Annotated in this window: 19 protein-coding genes and 1 pseudogene; 13 read left to right on the forward strand and 7 right to left on the reverse strand. The window is 50.8% G+C overall.

Annotated features, from left to right (window positions below):
- The first annotated feature begins 1 nt into the window (after position 1).
- Positions 2 to 316 carry a pyrimidine/purine nucleoside phosphorylase gene (gene ppnP, locus SD71_RS10960; protein ID WP_041062664.1) on the forward strand — a complete coding sequence of 105 codons (315 nt, stop codon included), beginning with the start codon at positions 2 to 4 and terminating at the stop codon, positions 314 to 316.
- 81 nt (positions 317 to 397) lie between these two features.
- On the opposite strand, the gene SD71_RS10965 is transcribed toward ppnP, so the two are convergent.
- A complete protein-coding gene (locus SD71_RS10965; protein ID WP_041062667.1) occupies positions 398 to 874 on the reverse strand; it encodes a hypothetical protein in 477 nt (158 codons plus the stop codon).
- Between the two features lie 116 nt (positions 875 to 990).
- Positions 991 to 1,818: a hypothetical protein gene (locus tag SD71_RS10970; RefSeq protein WP_041062670.1), complete on the reverse strand. Its 828-nt coding sequence runs from the start codon at positions 1,816 to 1,818 to the stop codon at positions 991 to 993.
- Positions 1,819 to 2,434: 616 nt separating this feature from the next.
- Here SD71_RS10970 and SD71_RS10980 point away from each other — a divergent pair.
- On the forward strand, positions 2,435 to 2,716 hold the full coding sequence (locus tag SD71_RS10980; protein ID WP_041062676.1) for a DUF3817 domain-containing protein: 282 nt from the start codon (positions 2,435 to 2,437) through the stop codon (positions 2,714 to 2,716).
- A 1-nt stretch (position 2,717) separates the two neighbouring features.
- Here the strand turns inward: SD71_RS10980 and SD71_RS10985 are convergent, their stop codons facing one another.
- Positions 2,718 to 4,037 carry an ATP-binding protein gene (locus SD71_RS10985; protein ID WP_152619419.1) on the reverse strand — a complete coding sequence of 440 codons (1,320 nt, stop codon included), beginning with the start codon at positions 4,035 to 4,037 and terminating at the stop codon, positions 2,718 to 2,720.
- Positions 4,038 to 4,091: 54 nt separating this feature from the next.
- Positions 4,092 to 4,994 (reverse strand): NAD(P)-dependent oxidoreductase, encoded by a 903-nt coding sequence (locus tag SD71_RS10990; RefSeq protein WP_041062679.1) that lies wholly within the window; start codon positions 4,992 to 4,994, stop codon positions 4,092 to 4,094.
- 179 nt (positions 4,995 to 5,173) lie between these two features.
- Between SD71_RS10990 and SD71_RS10995 the strand changes: the two genes are divergently transcribed.
- From SD71_RS10995 to SD71_RS11010, 4 genes are all read left to right on the forward strand, one after another.
- Positions 5,174 to 6,523 (forward strand): glucose-6-phosphate isomerase, encoded by a 1,350-nt coding sequence (locus SD71_RS10995; protein WP_041062681.1) that lies wholly within the window; start codon positions 5,174 to 5,176, stop codon positions 6,521 to 6,523.
- An 85-nt stretch (positions 6,524 to 6,608) separates the two neighbouring features.
- Complete coding sequence (locus SD71_RS11000; RefSeq protein WP_041062683.1) at positions 6,609 to 7,502, forward strand: hypothetical protein; 894 nt, start codon at positions 6,609 to 6,611, stop codon at positions 7,500 to 7,502.
- A 93-nt stretch (positions 7,503 to 7,595) separates the two neighbouring features.
- Positions 7,596 to 8,276, forward strand: a complete 681-nt coding sequence (locus SD71_RS11005; RefSeq protein ID WP_041062685.1) for a TerC family protein — start codon at positions 7,596 to 7,598, stop codon at positions 8,274 to 8,276.
- A gap of 15 nt (positions 8,277 to 8,291) precedes the next feature.
- Entirely contained in the window at positions 8,292 to 8,924 is a 633-nt protein-coding gene (locus SD71_RS11010) for a YigZ family protein (protein ID WP_041063146.1), read from the forward strand.
- 58 nt (positions 8,925 to 8,982) lie between these two features.
- Here the strand turns inward: SD71_RS11010 and SD71_RS11015 are convergent, their stop codons facing one another.
- Complete coding sequence (locus SD71_RS11015; RefSeq protein WP_041062689.1) at positions 8,983 to 9,384, reverse strand: secondary thiamine-phosphate synthase enzyme YjbQ; 402 nt, start codon at positions 9,382 to 9,384, stop codon at positions 8,983 to 8,985.
- Between the two features lie 246 nt (positions 9,385 to 9,630).
- Between SD71_RS11015 and cysT the strand changes: the two genes are divergently transcribed.
- The 4 genes from cysT to SD71_RS11035 are packed head-to-tail and all read left to right on the forward strand — an operon-like array spanning position 9,631 to position 13,422.
- Complete coding sequence (gene cysT, locus SD71_RS11020; RefSeq protein WP_407637537.1) at positions 9,631 to 10,437, forward strand: sulfate ABC transporter permease subunit CysT; 807 nt, start codon at positions 9,631 to 9,633, stop codon at positions 10,435 to 10,437.
- A complete protein-coding gene (locus SD71_RS11025) occupies positions 10,434 to 11,231 on the forward strand; it encodes a sulfate ABC transporter permease subunit (protein ID WP_041062695.1) in 798 nt (265 codons plus the stop codon). Before cysT ends, SD71_RS11025 begins: the two co-directional genes overlap by 4 nt.
- A gap of 1 nt (position 11,232) precedes the next feature.
- Positions 11,233 to 12,297: a sulfate/molybdate ABC transporter ATP-binding protein gene (locus SD71_RS11030; protein WP_041062698.1), complete on the forward strand. Its 1,065-nt coding sequence runs from the start codon at positions 11,233 to 11,235 to the stop codon at positions 12,295 to 12,297.
- Positions 12,298 to 12,339: 42 nt separating this feature from the next.
- A complete protein-coding gene (locus SD71_RS11035; protein WP_041062701.1) occupies positions 12,340 to 13,422 on the forward strand; it encodes a sulfate ABC transporter substrate-binding protein in 1,083 nt (360 codons plus the stop codon).
- On the opposite strand, the gene SD71_RS23600 is transcribed toward SD71_RS11035, so the two are convergent.
- Positions 13,401 to 13,613: a hypothetical protein gene (locus SD71_RS23600; protein ID WP_152619420.1), complete on the reverse strand. Its 213-nt coding sequence runs from the start codon at positions 13,611 to 13,613 to the stop codon at positions 13,401 to 13,403. The genes SD71_RS11035 and SD71_RS23600 overlap by 22 nt on opposite strands.
- A gap of 156 nt (positions 13,614 to 13,769) precedes the next feature.
- Here SD71_RS23600 and SD71_RS22190 point away from each other — a divergent pair, with 156 nt between their 5' ends.
- Positions 13,770 to 14,138 carry a helix-turn-helix domain-containing protein gene (locus SD71_RS22190; protein ID WP_052476158.1) on the forward strand — a complete coding sequence of 123 codons (369 nt, stop codon included), beginning with the start codon at positions 13,770 to 13,772 and terminating at the stop codon, positions 14,136 to 14,138.
- A gap of 77 nt (positions 14,139 to 14,215) precedes the next feature.
- On the opposite strand, the pseudogene SD71_RS11050 reads toward SD71_RS22190, so the two are convergent.
- Positions 14,216 to 15,018 (reverse strand): annotated as a pseudogene (locus tag SD71_RS11050) (Cof-type HAD-IIB family hydrolase).
- Between the two features lie 135 nt (positions 15,019 to 15,153).
- Here SD71_RS11050 and SD71_RS11055 point away from each other — a divergent pair.
- On the forward strand, positions 15,154 to 16,146 hold the full coding sequence (locus tag SD71_RS11055; protein WP_041062708.1) for a Gfo/Idh/MocA family protein: 993 nt from the start codon (positions 15,154 to 15,156) through the stop codon (positions 16,144 to 16,146).
- 160 nt (positions 16,147 to 16,306) lie between these two features.
- Positions 16,307 to 17,305, forward strand: coding sequence for a hypothetical protein (locus tag SD71_RS11060; RefSeq protein ID WP_041062711.1), 999 nt, complete (start codon positions 16,307 to 16,309; stop codon positions 17,303 to 17,305).
- The last annotated feature ends 74 nt before the right edge of the window (positions 17,306 to 17,379 follow it).

The raw sequence follows: 17,379 nt of genomic DNA on the forward strand, positions 1-17,379 counted from the left end.
GATGTCGCAATTCAACAACGTTTCCGTCGTTAAACAAGCCAACGTATACTTCGACGGCAAAGTAACAAGCCGCACGGTATTGTTTCCGGACGGTACCCGCAAGACGCTGGGAATTATGCTTCCCGGCGATTATGAGTTCGGCACGGACAAGCGGGAAGTCATGGAGATTCTGGCGGGCGAGCTGACCGTGCTTCTGCCGGGTCAAGATCAATGGCTGCAGATTTCTGGTACCGGAGAGTTCGAAGTGCCGGCTAACGCGAAGTTTAAGTTACAAGTGAAGGCAGCAACGGATTACTGCTGTTCGTACCTGGATTAATAAAACAAAGGTTACAGCAATACAAAAAGGACATGTGGATACATGTCCTTTTGTATTGCAGAGCATTCATCTTTGAAAGGTTTATTGTTTCATGTTTAGTAATTCCTCGATCAATGCATTTGATTCTTGGATTGTGTTCAATGTTTCGACTTTCTGTGTAGAATCGATTAAATAGTTGGATGATCCGCCGTTTAACCTTTGTACAGTTTTGATGATTTCCTTCATCTCTCTATCATGCTGATGAATCTCATTAAACTGATTTCCTTTAATGTTATCTCTAATTTGCTCTAAGCTGTTCCTCATATTATCGATAAGACGATATAGTGGTTGTTGTGCTTCTTTGGCGACAACACTGTCGACGGCTTCTTGTGATATGTTGCTCAATGACATAAACCTTCTGATTTCATGATCATACCACCGAAGCAAACCATCGATCCTTCCCGTTATGTAGCTATAATCTTCTGGTGATTTAGCTTCTATTGTGTGTTCAATTATGTCCACATAATTCGTCCATGTCGTAAAAATCTCTTCCCTCAAGGCATTATCCGCCTCGGTCACAAACCATACCTCTTCCTGAGACTTTTGCTCTAGCGGATTACAACTTACTAAGAATAGGATCAGTAACAAAGACGTACAAGACAGAAATGTTCTCACAGTCATACCCCTCCGTCGTATTATGGCAACGAAATAGTGACCGCCCAATGACCTGGCACACCATAAATCCCATCCGGCTTTTGTATATTAATGCTCTCGATCTCAAACGTTACTAGAGATGATGATTTCGGAATAGGAGAAAACGTGAATTGCAGATGTTCCGGTTGCGGCTTCCGTGTCGCGTCCCTTCCGAACTCACGTAATTTCCTGCCATCTTCCAGACGAAACTCCGAGTAAAACTCTAACACCTGCGGCGAAAATTGCACATCAACGACAACCTTGTCTTCGCTCATGGTCAGCGAGTTTACCGTTAATGTATAACCTTCCTTTTTCGCAATTTGGTTGATTTCCAATTTTCCGACTCTTAAGGTTCCTGGAGGATGGTTGATCAGCAAATCCGCAGGGGTAGAAAGTTGTGTCCCTCCAATTTGAAACTCAAGTACGACCTGATAATACCCTGCGTCCAGCCCTTTCTCAATGGGTGAAATGCTGAGTTTTTTATCCCGTACTGTCCCTCGCTTTAAGGCAGTGTGACTCCACTCAGGAATGGGAATGTAAAACGCAGGTTCTTGTTTTCCAAGCGGGTAAAAAGCCAACCTTGTAACATCCAGGGTGATATCCTGTTCCGCTGTGAAATTCAAGGTGATTGCAAGCGAGTCCGTCTGATTGATGACGCTCTTGTTCAATGAAATATTTGGGTTTACGTATATTGGTGCAGGACCATGGTTCACGCTGGCATTAGTATTCATTCCGACACCGTATGCCCGAGTCCCGTAAACATAAGCCAAAATTAATAAAAAAAGAACAATGATAATGATGATCGAACCGAAATGTTTCCTCAACTGCATGATCCGTTTTCACCACCCATTTCAAAAACGCCGATATTCTTCAAGGTGCTCGTTGAAAAAAACTTCCTGCATCTAGATTGTCTAGTGAATGAAACAGTAAGAACATAAACAATAAATGAGCAATTGAAATGGTCAGCACATTTAACAATGGTATTTTGCTCATTAACCTGCAAACAATGTAAAACAGTATTCCAAACATCAATACAAATATTAGATAGTATTGGATAAACACCAACACGCTGTCAATCATAGGTACGTTAGATGCAAAATTCCAAATGTAATAAACAAAGTATATAAGTGATAAAAACAAGCTAACGGACCACGTTAGGATGTATTGTTGTGATCTTGCCATATTCACCATCCTCTAGGTTTTTCCACAACCCCGATGATATATTGACGTAGAACAAGTTCAAATGTTTCTATGTTAGGGTTGAACTCCCACGCGCAGGATCACAAACAACAAAAAGGACATGCATCCATTCCATGTCCTTGTGTGCTTGCTATGCCCTTCATATAATGTGTAACATGAAATGAAGAGGCTTTTTTACAGGATTAAATGCTGTAGTTTCTGAGTATGATGGCTATTAGAAACTTGTACAATTGGGAGGTTCCGCCTGTGTTGAATACACCGATCGGACGGCTGCGCGCCGTCGGCTTCCTTGAAGCCGTATCGTTCCTCGTTCTTCTGGCGATTGCGATGCCCCTTAAATATGCTGCCGGTATGCCTTCAGCGGTGACCGTGTTCGGTATGCTGCATGGTGTGCTGTTCATTCTTTATTTGGCGGCGATCGTGAATGCGTTTTTTGTGCGGGATGTTTCGTTCAAACAATCTCTGCTCGTGGTCGCAGCGGCTTTCGTCCCTTTCGGCCCTTTCTTGGTCGACCGGAAGATTCGTTGAGTCAGCCAAGCTTCCTCGATAACGCCAGATCGCCGGTTCCGTGTTCCGCGACAGGAAGCTTGACGTAGACGGAGGTGCCTATTTCAAGTTCACTGACGAAGGAAATCTCTCCGCCGTGATTTTCAATGATCTTTTTGCTGACCATTAATCCTAGACCTGTGCCCCCTTCTTTGGTCGTATAGAAGGGCTCGCCTAGTCTTCGGAGAATATGTTCCGGCATACCGCTTCCTTCGTCCCGGATTTGTACGCACAATACGCTTCCGTCCGAGGTCAAATCGAGATGAATGGTGCCCCCGCCGTCCATGGATTCCATGGCATTTTTAAAGAGGTTCACAAATACTTGTTTTAATTGATTTTCTTCGCTTCTGATCAAAGGCAGATCGGATTCGAATCGGGATCTGATTTGCACATTGTTCATGTTCATCTCCGCTTCCATAAAGGCAGTGACATGATGAACGAGGCTCTTGATATCGGTCAGCTTGAACTCTACGGCCTGAGGCTTGGAAAGAACCAGAAATTCACTGACGATAAAATTGATCCGGTCTAGCTCCACAAGGATCAGATCGACGTAATGGACGTCAATGCGGTCTCTGAAAAGTTGAATGAACCCCTTGATCGTGGTGAGCGGATTTCTTATTTCGTGCGCCACTCCGGCGGCAAGGCGTCCGGCTACGGACAGCTTTTCCGATTCGCGGATCCGTTCATCCATCTGCTTGGATTCCGTAATATCTTGAATGATTTCAAGAATTCCCGCCATTTCACCGTCGACGACAAGCGGATGAAATTTCGAATGAATGCTCAGTATGCGCCCGTTCTTATGATAGATGGCTGTGTCGAATTCCTGTTCGATCCCGTTCCGGACTTTGTCGAGATGCTTCAGCTTTTTATCCAGTTCCTCCGGTACCATCACCGAAAGGCATCCCCTGATTTTCAGATCTTCAACCGAATACCCGGACATTTTCTCTACCGCGGGATTCCCGTCGATCAAATTCCCTTCCAAGTCGAATATTAACAGCGCGTCGGTAATATTGTTGAAAATCAAACGATACCGGTAGCGGTTTTCCTCGAAAAGCTTCTCGCTCATCGTATTCTTGTATTCGATCAGCTGGAGATTTTCGATTTCCGCACGGTGAAGCTCTTTGCTCTGATATACATACTTGTCGTAAAATCGGCCTGCGAACCAAGCGATCGGTCCATAAATGAACACATCGATAAAATCGGTGATCGGGATCTTACTGTACGCCTCATAGAGATACAGCGTTTCGATGAAAGAAAAGATAATGACCATCATTAGAGCGACGACTCTGCCCGTGTATTTCATCGAAATCACCCGAATCAAGAGAGGCGGACAGCTTCCGCGCTCTCTATATAATGGTTACTTGTTGTTCTGATCTGCGTGGAAGGTTCGGTTAATCCATTGTTCATACACTTGCGCGACAGCGGACAAATCGAGTGTGCCGAGGCCGGATTGCTGCGCGGTCTGAAACAGGCTTTTGGCGGCGCTCATCATCGGAGTGGGTACGCCTAGACGGTCTGCGAAGCCGGTTGCCAGCTTAAGATCTTTGAGCATCAGCGCGAGTCCGAACTGCACGCTCCAGTCACCGGCTAACAGTTTGGGCCCTTTGATCTCTGCCGCTTTACTGTAGGCGGCGCCTGCCGTGACAACCTCCAAAAAGCTTTTCGGATCTACGCCGGCAGCGGCGGCAATGGCCATTGCTTCGGCAAGCGCGACGTTGTGAATGGCAACCATCGTGTTGTGGGCAAGCTTTGTTGCCGCACCGCTTCCATGTGGTCCCATATGTATGATCTTATTGCCCATGGCTTCAAATACATCCCTGTGCTCTTCAATAACGGCAGCGTCACCGCCGACCATGAACACCAGCGTTCCGCTTTCGGCGGCTTGTTTGCTTCCGGTAACCGGTGCATCAAGAAAGCGGATAGACGCCTTCGTCAGCCGTTCTCCTAGCTTGCGCGCCAAATCTGCGGATATGGTACTGCAATCGATGATTGTCGTGCCGGGCCGCGCCTTCGCCAGCAATCCTTCGGTACCGTCATACACTTCGCCGATCGCTGCGTCGTCGCTCACCATCGTGATCACCACGTCCGCGTCACTCGCAGCCTCAGCCGGAGTGGAGGCAACAGAGGCGCCTCGTGAAACAAGCTCTTCCGCACGAGCTTTCGTCCGGTTGAACACAGTCACGCGAAATCCGTTAGCGAGCAAATGCTCGGCCATCGGTTTGCCCATCGTACCCAGCCCTACAAAGCCGACATTTTTCATTTTGAATACCTCTCATCTGTCTTATTTTTACACCATTATATCAATTTCGTGCCAATATCCAAAAGTGTGCAGAGCGGGTTTCCGGCATTCCTGGGCGGCGCTTGTGAAGTGGAAACTTTTTCAGTATCCTATATCTAATGTGCACAAGACCTTTGAGGTCTTCGAAAGGGAGTATGGATATGAGCAAAAGCATTAAGTTCGACTATTCGAAAGCACTGCAGTTCGTCCATCAGCATGAAATCGACTACCTGGCGCCGGCCGTCAAGCTGGCTCATGAGCAATTACATAATGGAACAGGGGCTGGATCGGATTATCTGGGCTGGATCAACCTTCCGTTCGACTACGATAAAGAAGAGTTTTCCCGCATTCAGAAAGCGGCGCAGCAAATCCGATCCGATTCCGAAGCTCTGGTTGTCATCGGGATCGGCGGCTCCTACCTTGGCGCGCGTGCGGCGATCGAGATGCTTCAACACTCCTTTTACAATACAATGCCGAAAGAACGGCGCGGAGCACCGCAAATTTTTTTCGCCGGAAATAACATCAGCTCCACCTTCGTGACTCACCTGCTCCAAGCCTTGGAGGGCAAGGACTGGTCAATCAACGTGATCTCCAAATCCGGCACGACGACGGAGCCGGCGATCGCTTTCCGTATTTTCCGCGAGGAGCTTGAGAAGAAATACGGCAAGGAAGCAGCGCGTAAACGCATCTATGCCACAACCGACAAGGCGCGCGGAGCATTGAAGGTGCTGGCGACGGAAGAAGGCTATGAAACGTTCGTCATTCCCGATGACGTTGGCGGCCGATATTCTGTTCTTACAGCAGTAGGTCTGCTGCCGATCGCAACAGCGGGCATCGACATTGAATCGATGATGAAGGGCGCACAGGACGCAGCCACGCTATATAACAATCCAAACCTGAGCGAGAACCAAGCGTATCAATATGCCGCCGTACGTAACGCGCTTTACCGCAAAGGCAAGGCCGTCGAGATTCTTGTTAACTACGAGCCGGGGCTGCACTTCGTCTCCGAATGGTGGAAGCAGCTGTACGGCGAGAGCGAAGGCAAAGATTACAAAGGCATTTACCCTGCTTCCGTCGATTTCACCACGGACCTGCACTCAATGGGGCAATTTATTCAAGAGGGCAGCCGAGTCATTTTTGAAACGGTTCTCCAGGTTGGAGAGGTCGCGGAGCAAATTACGATCCAACGAACGGACGATGATCTCGACGGCTTGAACTTCCTGGCCGGCAAGACGCTCGATTTCGTTAACAAAAAGGCGTTTGAAGGAACGCTGCTTGCGCACACGGACGGGGAAGTACCGAACCTGATCGTGGGCCTGCCGGATATAAGCCCATATACCTTCGGCCATATGGTGTATTTCTTCGAAATCGCCTGCGGAGTGAGCGGGTACTTGCTCGGCGTAAATCCGTTCGACCAGCCGGGCGTTGAAGCTTATAAGAAAAACATGTTCGCGCTGCTCGGCAAACCGGGCTTTGAGGAGCAGAAGAAAGCATTGGAAGCACGCTTGTAATGAAGAGAAATAAAGAGTGCTGGAGCAGCACTCTTTATTTATGGAGAAGAGCCGGACGGTTAGACATCGAAATGGGGGACACGGCATGAGTGCGGAGGCGGCAAAAGTCTCTTCGAGCAGGCGGGGAGGCATTGTCTGGCTGATCGTTGCGTTGCTGGTCGCATGGGAATGGGGGGCAGACTTCCCTGTCTCAACGACCTGGTTTGCCGGTTGGCTGACGGCAGGGACCGGCTGGATGCTCGTCAAATATGTACGCAGCGTTCTGAATTTCAAGCATGCCGCGCTGGGAATTTTGCTTTTTGCCGCTTTTACGGGCTTGGCAATGATCTTTTGGGATACGGTTGGAAATCCTGTCTGGCACATGCAAATACATCCGATATTGCTCTGCTTGACAATAAGCCTGCTATTGGCGTGCGGTGTTCTTTTCCTCATGATTTCAATGGTGATACCGAGCCCGCTGCAAGACGGCAAAGGCTGGCCTCTGGCTGTCATTTCACGAGCAGTCAGCATTTTGCGCAATTGTAAGCCTGTGTGGGCTCAATTCGCTATAGTGGCAAGCGTACATTTGATCATGATTGTAATTTGCTATAAGTACGGAGCTGCGGTGCAGATATTGGCGGGTCTAGCGGCAGCTTATACGCAGCTGTTGATGACAGCTGAAATGGAACGGACAATCGCCGTAACATCCAATAATCGGCTGTCACCGGCGCACCGGGAACAAACTCACCGGGTGGCGAAGCTGGCCATTTTTACGCTTCATCTGGTCGTGAGCTTGTTCTACCTTGTATTGGCTTTTGTCGGAGAGTGGAGCTGGAAAGCACAGGCGCTTTATCCGCTAAGCTGGGCCGTCGGGGCCCTTGTGGCAGTTGTATGTTGGCTCGTCGGCAGGATCCGGCTGCTCTACTATGTCCTGTTATTTGCTTTGCTTGTCGTTAATGCCGCTGTTCTAGGTGCCATTTTCTTCGTATTTGTGCTATAGTGGGATGTGGTTAAATTAGGAATTCAGAGTGCTGAAGCAGCACTCTTTCTTTATGTGTTAAAATAAATGATCAGCTGTTATAGGAGGATAAAAATGGATACTGAGTGGCTGTTTGGACTTTTAGAAGTAATATTGATCAACATCGTGCTGAGCGGCGACAATGCAGTGGTTATTGCCATGGCAAGCCGAAAGCTCCCGCCCGCACAGCAGAAAAAGGCGGTGTTCTGGGGTACAATGGGGGCGGTCGTTCTTAGACTCGTCTTAACATTTGTTGCCGTGTGGCTGCTTCAGATTCCATTGGTCGGAGTTGCCGGCGGTCTCCTGCTGCTTTATATCGCCATGAAGCTTCTGAGCAACGAAGACGAGCACGAAGGGGACACCGCGGCTTTCTCTATGGGACAAGCTATCAAAACCATTATTCTCGCGGACCTGATTATGAGCCTGGATAACGTAGTGGCTGTTGCGGCTGCAGCCCAAGGAGACTGGCTGCTGATCGGAATCGGTCTTGCCTTGAGCATTCCCCTTATCATTTTCTGCAGTCAACTGCTGACGAATCTGATGAAGCGGTATCCGATCATCGTCTGGCTGGGGGCAGGTCTGCTTGCTTTCACAGCAGGAGAGATGCTCGAGAACGACGACATCCTTCACGGTTTCATGGAAGAATGGTTCCCGGGTAATTTTCACGTGCTGCCTGTGCTTTTTATCGTGATTGCGGTTACTTATGGAGTTCTTTCTTTAAGAGGCGCCCGCAAGAGAATGAAAGAAAATCATTAAAAGCGGGGATGTATGATGTTAGCGCGCTATTCGACGGTCAGACAATATGGCGCTCAGGAAATCGTCATCAAGAAATCGCGGTTCATTGGTCACGCCCGGCCTGTCGAGTCGGAGGAAGAGGCTGTCGCTTTCATCGATGAAATGAAGAAAAAATATTGGGATGCGACGCACAATTGCTCCGCTTATGTGGTGGGCGAACGGGACGAGCATCAGAAAGCATTGGACGATGGTGAACCGAGCGGGACGGCGGGTAAACCGATTCTCGAGGTGATCAAGCATCGCGGGTTGAAAAATGCCGCCGTCGTCGTCACCCGGTATTTCGGCGGAATTATGTTAGGTGCGGGCGGGTTGGTGCGGGCTTACACCGACGGTGCTGTGGCAGGCATCGATGCTGCCGGGCCGATCGTCAAAGTGCTGCATCGCGCGATCATTGTAGACGTCGACTATACTTGGTACGGTAAGCTCGAGAATGAGCTCAGAGGCAGAGGTTACCGGGTCGGTGACGTCTCTTTCACCGATCGAGTGCGGGTGATATGCCTGCCTGAGGCCGTCGATGCGGAGCGTTTCCAGGCATGGATCACAGATGTGACACAAGGCCAGGCCATTCTCGAAGCGGGCGGCGACAGCTATTATATCGAAAGCGAATGATTAACGTATAAGAACCGGAGCGGCCACTTTCAACCACGGCATGCTCCGGTTTTTCATTTTAACCTTCAATGAATTTTACATAGTACTCCCGCTGCCGCGGTCCATCGAATTCGCAAAAATAGATGCCTTGCCACCGCCCGAGCAGCAGCTTCCCTTCAGTGACGATCACCGTCTGGGATGTGCCTGTTGTGATGGCTTTCAGATGGGATGCGGTATTTCCTTCCCCATGGCGGTACTGCGGGTGAGACCATGGGTACACTTCATCCAGCCGCATAAGGACATCGCGCTTAACATCGGGATCGGCGTTCTCATTAATCGCGATGCCGGCTGTGGTGTGCGGACAATACACAACAATCAGACCCTCCTGCATGCCTTGGCGGGATACAAGCGCGGCGACTTGGCGGGTGATATCGATCATTTCGTCACGCCGTGAAGTGCGAAGAGACTCTTTGAACAGCATGGACAGCCCTCCGTTTTTTTCCTGATTATATACCCAATTGTTTGGTGACTAAAATCCATTTCACCATTGATAAGCAAATTGAATAGGTTAGATTAGATTTTTTGATAATGGCAAGACGCCTACATGAAAAGGCATTGACTGGAATAGCCATCCTCTGGTAAAGTGTTAATACCGAGTAAGTTAATAGGAATAATAAAATTTACTTATAGCTCTACGCTTCGGGAGGTACACGTCATCGTGAGTTCCATGCTGCAGGGTCGTTGGTGGAGCTGGGGATTTCGCAGCGCCGTAATGATTTATTTTATGGTGCTGATCGTACTCCCCATTCTTGGAATTTACGGCCAATCGCTGTCAGCGGGATGGTCGGCGTTCATTGACAATATAACGGAACCGCTGGCCTGGAAAGCGGTATTCCTAACGGTGAAGCTCGCAATCATTGCTGCTGTAATCAACATTCTCGTGGGCACAATGTCCGCCTGGGTATTAATCCGATATCGGTTTCCGGGACGGCGGCTGCTGAACAGTCTCGTGGATTTGCCCTTTGCGCTTCCTACAGCGGTGGCGGGATTGATGATCCTGCTGCTGCTCGGTCCTCAGAGCTTCGTAGGGGAGTGGGCGGATAAGTTCGGGTTTGCGATACTGTTTCACGAGCCCGCGATCGTCATTGCCATGATTTTCGTTACATTTCCTTTTGTTATTCGTGCCGTTCAGCCTCTGCTGGAAGAGATGGACTCATCCGAGGAGGAAGCGGCCTATACGCTGGGCGCGACCAAAGCGAGAACATTCCTTCGGGTTATCATGCCGGGCATGCTTCCGGGGATCGCAAGCGGCGCCATGCTTGCCTTTTCCAGGGCTTTGGCGGAGTTCGGTGCAGTCGTGCTGGTCGCCGGCAATATTCCGGGGAAGACGCTCATCGCTTCGGTCTACATTTTCGGGGAAATCGAAAGCGACAACGCAGCGGGGGCTACCGCGGTAAGCGTGCTGCTGCTCACCTTCTCTTTTATCATCTTATGGCTGGTCAACTATGTGCAAATGCGGAGGAAAGGTGTATGAGGCGGCTTTTGATCGGATTAACCGCAGTATTCTTCGGATTGCTGCTTGTCGTGCCTGTCATCCGTATTGCGATGGGTGCCTGGAATGAGGGCTGGACCGGCTTTGCGGGCGGTTTAACGCGGCCGGAAACACTGCATGCCCTGTGGGTGACCGGCTTGATCGTTGTGGTTGTAACGCTGCTGAACACCGTATTCGGAGTTATGCTTTCCCTTTATCTGGTTCGCGCAACATGGCTGGGTAAAAAACTGAAGCAGCTTCTCAATAGTCTCGTGGATCTGCCGTTCGCCGTATCTCCCGTCATCGGCGGGTTGATGATTGTGCTGCTTCTAGGTCCCGAGACGGCTCTTGGAGCCATGTTCAACTGGGCGGGTATCGACATCGTATACGCTTTGCCCGGGATGATTCTCGCTACGTTATTCGTTACATTCCCTTTGCTGGTGCGCGAAGTGATGCCGGTTCTTCAGGAAATCGGCGCCGGGCAGGAAGAGGCGGCCGCGACGTTAGGCTCATACGCTTGGACCACTTTTTGGCGTGTGACGTGGCCTTCCATCCGTTGGAGCGTCGTATATGGCGTCGTTCTTACGGTGGCGCGGGCATTAGGCGAGTTCGGCGCGGTGCTCGTCGTGTCAGGCAATATTTTGTTCAAAACACAGACGGCCACCACTTTGGTATATCAGGATGTGGAGAATTTTAACCTTACGGCTGCAAATTCGGTAGCTCTCGTACTGGCGGCGGGGTCGGTAGGACTGCTGTTATTCATGGAATGGGCCAAATCCCGAAAGGAAGTGCATTGAGATGCATGTGGAAGTGCGCGGTTTGAATAAAAAATTCGGTAATTTTCAAGCGGTGCAAGACGTCAATTTCTCCATCGACAAAGGCCAGTTAATCGGTTTGCTAGGCCCGAGCGGCGGCGGTAAAACGTCTATTCTTCGCATGCTGGCGGGACTCGAATCCGTGGATGAGGGACATATTTATTTTCACGGGAAGCGGGTCAATGATCTGCCCCCTCAAGAGCGCGGGATCGGCTTTGTATTTCAGAACTATGCTCTGTTCAAACACATGATGGTGACGGAAAATATCGCATTCGGACTCGAAGTTAAAAAATGGCCGAAGGCGAAAATCCGCGAGCGGGTTGCGGAATTGGTGGAGCTTACGGGTTTGACAGGGTTTGAGAAAAGGTATCCGCATCAGTTGTCCGGAGGACAGCGGCAGCGTGTGGCTTTCGCCCGCGCCTTGGCGCCGGAACCCCAGCTGCTGCTGCTTGACGAACCGTTCGCGGCCATCGATGCGAAGATTCGACAAGAGCTCCGTTCCTGGCTTCGGGATATGATCGATCGTCTGGGTATCACGTCCATATTCGTCACCCATGACCAGGATGAAGCGATTGAAGTCGCCGACGAAATTATGATCATTAACCAAGGCCGCCTCGAGCAAAAGGGTACGCCTTGGGATATCTATAAAAATCCTGAGACGCCGTTTGTTGCCGGATTTATCGGGGAGTCCACCATTATCGAAGATATCGGTTCATTGCGCGGGTTCGAGACCGCCCGCATCTGGCCGGACACAAAAGCGCTCATCCGTCCTGAATATGTGGAAATCGGCCAGGCGAGAGAATTTACCGCACTTTCCGCCACCGAGCTGGGGCGTGTCGGGCACCTCCACTTTCGTGGAAGCGAATGGCTAGTGGAGGTTGAAGTGGCCGGTTCACGTCTCGTAACCTATCGTTCGCTGGAAAAAGAAGTGCTGCACCCCGGGGATTTCGTACATGTATTGGTGCACCGGGCTTATCTGTTCAACGACAATGACAGCTGGATCATGGAGAACAATCTCAAGGAAGATCCGATGCCGGTCCATATATAACCGTTCGGGCGTCAGACTGCACGGGCATCGCAGGAGGTAGGCATGAAAGCGGGAAACCGAAAACATAAATCACGCGTGAATACCGGGTTAATCGGTATAATGGTATTCCTTATCCTATTTGCCGCCGGCTGCGGCGCGGGGACCACGGCAACGGTCAACGGCACCGCCAGACCTGCGGATCCGTCAGCAGAAGTCACATTAGTGATCGGTGCCTACTCCGTTGCAAAAGATGCGCTAGGCGATATATTGCCCGCATTTAAGGCGCACTGGAAGGCGCAAACCGGGCAGGACGTTACGTTCCAGGAGTCTTATGAGGCTTCCGGAACGCAGGCCCGCGCCATTGTCGGAGGGTTCGAGGCGGATGTCACGCTTCTGGCCATGGAAGGCGACATGGATAAATTGGTCAAAGCGGGACTTTTGCGTGAAGACTGGAATAGTGACGCTAATCGCGGCATGGTGAGCCGGTCGATTGTCGTGCTTGGAACAAGACCCGGAAATCCGCTCGGGATCCGGGACTTCAACGACCTGACGCGGCCGGGCATCAAGATTCTGTATCCGAATCCCAAGACTTCGGGCGGCGCGCAATGGGATATTAACGCGATCTATGGTGCCGGGCTGAAGCTGTCCGAAAAAGCAACGGGAACCAAAGATCCTGCGGCTGCGAAGAAGTTTCTGAAGGATATCCACCGCAACATTGAATCGATGGACAAAAGCGGCCGCGCTTCGATGGCTGCATTCGAATATGGCGTCGGAGACGTCATTGTCACCTACGAGAACGAGCTGCTGGCACGTCTCGCGAAAGGTGTGCGATATGATATCGTTGTTCCAAGCAGCACAATCCTGATTGAGAATCCCGCGGCAGTCGTTGACCGGAATGCCGATCGCCACGGCGTGCGGGAAGCTGCTGACGGTTTCGTCGAATTCCTGCGGGGGCAGGAAGCGCAGCAGCTATTCGCGAAGCACGGTTTCCGTCCGGTATCGGAGGAAGCATCGGCACAATGGAAGCACAAGTTTCCGGAGCCTCCGGATTTGTTCGATATCAATTATCTTGGCGGCTGGGATGAAGTGCGCAGCACTCTGTATTCCAAGCGCGGTGTCTGGTATCAGGTGCTGGCGGGGAACTGAGTTTGGTCGTAGAGGGTCACCGAGACGGACCACTGTCCTTCATTAACGATCAGATCGGTACTCTGAATATGATAGGTTATACCGTCAAGGGTCACACCGTTCACGAGTCGAAGCAGCAGCATGAGCTGCTCGATGTCGGGGACGGTGTGTTCGACTTTTTTTCCATCGGGAAGACGCAAAATGACGTTCATGATCCTTCGTCCACTCCTTTTTCATTTGTCATCCGGCAACATCCATATTTTAACTTGAATATATTTCAAATTTCAAATAAATATATGAATTATCTTCAAGTGGATATGGTGCTTTCGACAAATCCCTTATACTGAAACGCAAGAGGGGATGACTGGATGAACACGTTCGGGACGCGCTTAAAGCAGGCAAGGACACGAAAAAAGCTGACACAAAATGAAGTCGCTGAGAAGTTGGGAATCGATTATACGACCATTTCAAAATATGAAAATAATAAATCGCAGCCCGATAACGAGATATTGCGCGAATTGGCGGATATGTATGAGGTATCGTTGGACTGGCTGATCTTGGGACAATTGGACGGCGGCAGGCCTTCGAACAAAATATTGGTGGATGGCGTACTGGAGCCTTTGACCGACGAGGAAGCCCGGCACCTGCTGGAAAGCCTGGAGATGTTTCGTTTGCTGCAAGCCAAGAGGGTGAAGGAATCGCACCACGCAGATAAACAAAAGCCAACTTCTACATAAGGTCTACATGGTCCGCTTGGTGCGGCACAAAAGATCCCCTCCTGCGGTTGCCGGAGGGGACCTTTTGACATAGCAGATCAAACATTCAATACAAACTTCTCAAGTACGTGCTTGACTCCATCTTCATTGTTGCTGAGCGTTACGAAGTCGGCGATTTCTTTCAAAGCCGGAACGGCATTGCCCATCGCCACGCCAAGGCCTGCAGCTTGCACCATCTCGTGGTCGTTCATCGCATCGCCCAAAGCGATCGTTTCTTCCATGGGAATGCCGTAATGAGCGGCAAGGAATCGAAGGGCGTGCCCTTTGGTCCCCTCCGGATGCATAAATTCAAGATAATCGGGCTTCGACTTCGTCAAATGCACCTCTGGTCCGAGAAGCTCACGCAGCTCCGGCAGCAGCGCGTCCAGCCGTGCAGGTTCATCGATGATAAGCAGCTTTGTTTGTTTGTCATGTCCCACAATCTTTTTGAAGTCCGGCTCGACATGGTACGGAATGTTGGATTGCTTGACGTATCCGCGAACGAGCTCGTTGCCTCCGGAACATAGAGCTTGTCATTGATGTAGCTTTGCAAATGCAGGCCGTGTTCCAAGCAGTATTCATAGAGACGAAGCGCGGCGTGCGCGGGGACGGACCGTTCATAAAGCACTTGTTCGTCCAGCAGGTTCTTGATAAGTGAACCTTGATAGGTAATAATCGGCACATTCAGTCCGACCTGGCGGGCGATCTTCTGAGCGGAATCGAACATCCTTCCGGTGGCGATCGTAATATGGGCGCCGCGCGAGATCGATTCACTCATCGCCAGGCGGGTCGCATCCGATACCTCCAGATCATCCGTTAGGAGAGTATCGTCAAGATCAATGGCTATTAGACGGTACGGCATCGGGGTCTTCCTTTCTGTGCAGGCAGGTATGCATTTTTTTGTCTTATTGTATCCTATACGATCAATATCGAAAAGCTGAACCTGCATGCTATAATGATGGCAGTTTGAGACGGAGATGGGGAAGGGGAATGCGGCATGACACGTTTACGTTGGGGAATACTCGGCGTCGCTGCTATTGGAGATCGCGCGGTTATTCCGGCGATTCAAGCTTCGGAGACGGGACAACTGCTTGCCATTGCCAGCCGGGATGAAAGTAAAGCGCGGACGAAGGCGGAGCAATACGGAATTCCCAGATCATACGGGAGTTATCAAGCGCTGTTAGACGACCCTGATATCGATGCGGTATACATTCCGCTGCCCAACCACTTACATAAACGATGGACCATAGCGGCAGCGCAAGCAGGAAAGCATGTACTATGCGAAAAGCCGCTGGCGATGAATGCGCAAGAGGCTCAGGAAATTGTGGAGGCCTGTGCGGCCGCTGGCGTGCATCTGGCCGAAGCGTTCATGTACCGGCATCATCCGAGAATAGCCAGAGTAAAAGAAATCATTGCGGGCGGGGAAATCGGACAGCTGCGTGCCATCCGCGGAGTATTCACTTACAACGGCGCAGCATCTAAAGGTGATATCCGTCATGTCAGAGAATGGGGCGGCGGCGCCCTCTATGATGTCGGCTGCTATCCGTTAAGCGCTGCCCGGCTCATTATGGGCGTGGAACCTGAGGCGGTAACCGTTCATGCGCTGTTCTCCGAGGAACACGATAATGTGGATATGATGGCTTCCGGGTTGGTAGAGTTTCCGGGGCATGTGGCTTTGACCTTCGATTGCGGCATGTGGGCGGCACCGCGCAATGAGCTGGAGATCGTCGGGACGGAAGGACGAATCGTGTTGAATCCGTCTTTCCTTCCTTCCGCCGAGACCGACGATATTGCCGTGTACATCGGAGATTTCAGCCGCAGGGAAGGTCCGTATGGGGTAGACGCCTATGTGCGCCAATCGGATCAATTCGCAAGAGTTGTGCGGGGAGAAGAACTTCCGGCATACAGACCGGAGGATTCGGTCAACAATATGAGACTTATCGATGCTTGTCTCGGATCCGCCCGCACTCGGCAGCGTGTGACTCTGTAATCACCTTCGCTGCGTCAAGAACTGCTCGCCTGCCCGGCGGGCTTTTTATATTGCAACCAAATTCACCGATTTACCGTTGTAATAGGTAGAAGATGACGATGCCGGCAAAGAATGGAAGTCTTCCTTGCCAAGACCGTTACAACGAGGAGGCTGTTGCTATATGAGGAACCGGTTGGTGGTTGTGATATCCGTTATTGCTTTATGTGCTGCCTTGGCCGGCTGCGGTGCCCGGAAGGCGACGTCTGATCAGGAAACTCCTGCGCCTTCTGCGGTTTCTCCCATGCCGACGGAAACTTTGACGCCTCCGCCCAGCCCAAGCAGTGATCAAACTCTCATTGAACAGTTTCGGGCAAAGGCTTTGGCTGATGCTCCGGCACACGAGCTGCTGCAGTCTATGCGCGACATGATGGCAGGGGCAGGACCCGCTCAAGCGGATGAATTTATCCGGGTTATGGAGTCCTATTATGAGAAGAACTTGAATGAAGCGGCAGAGAGGCTCCAAGCGGAAAATGTGCAGCAGCAGTTGCTGAAGCTCAGCTGGCCCTTCACCGAGGATCAATTGACCGGCATTGAAGACAAATCCGTACGAATGCTGGTTGAACAAACATTGGCCGGAGGCTACAAGCTGGACACCGCAGAAGGAATGGTATTCCCTGTTGTGGACTACGGCAAGCTGCTTATTAACGGAGAACAAGTGTCGACCGCAATGAAGGCCTACTTGTCGCTGATGGCAATGGAGTCGGACGCCAGATCGGCCAGCGATGCGGCGCTTGTCATTACCTGGGATGAGCTGACCAAGCGTACTCTTGCAGCGGAAAGCTACGTAATGACCTTTCCGGATTCCCCCGAACGACAGAAAGCGGAGGACCGTTTTATCCAATATCTCCAATACTATTTGACAGGCATGGATAATACTCCGATCTTCGGCACCGGCTACAAGGTTCTCCCTGACCTGAAAACCCACTATGAACAAACGGCCGTCGCGCATTCCGGAACGATAACCGGGCAGCTTACCCGGGAATTGCTGGACATCCTGAACACAACCGGAGATGCCGTAGCGGCCAAAAACAAAAACGGCGACGAAGTCTATGTCGCGGAGTACGCCGCCTTCCGGGATTCACTGGAATCAAAAGCGCGCGCTGCGCTGCCGGGCAGCTGACCGCCGATCATCGCGTTTTCCTCCTCATCCATTTTCCGTTACAATAGAGATGATAATGCTGCACAACAAGAGGG

It is taken from the genome of Cohnella kolymensis, assembly GCF_000829465.1.
Taxonomy (GTDB): domain Bacteria; phylum Bacillota; class Bacilli; order Paenibacillales; family Paenibacillaceae; genus Cohnella; species Cohnella kolymensis.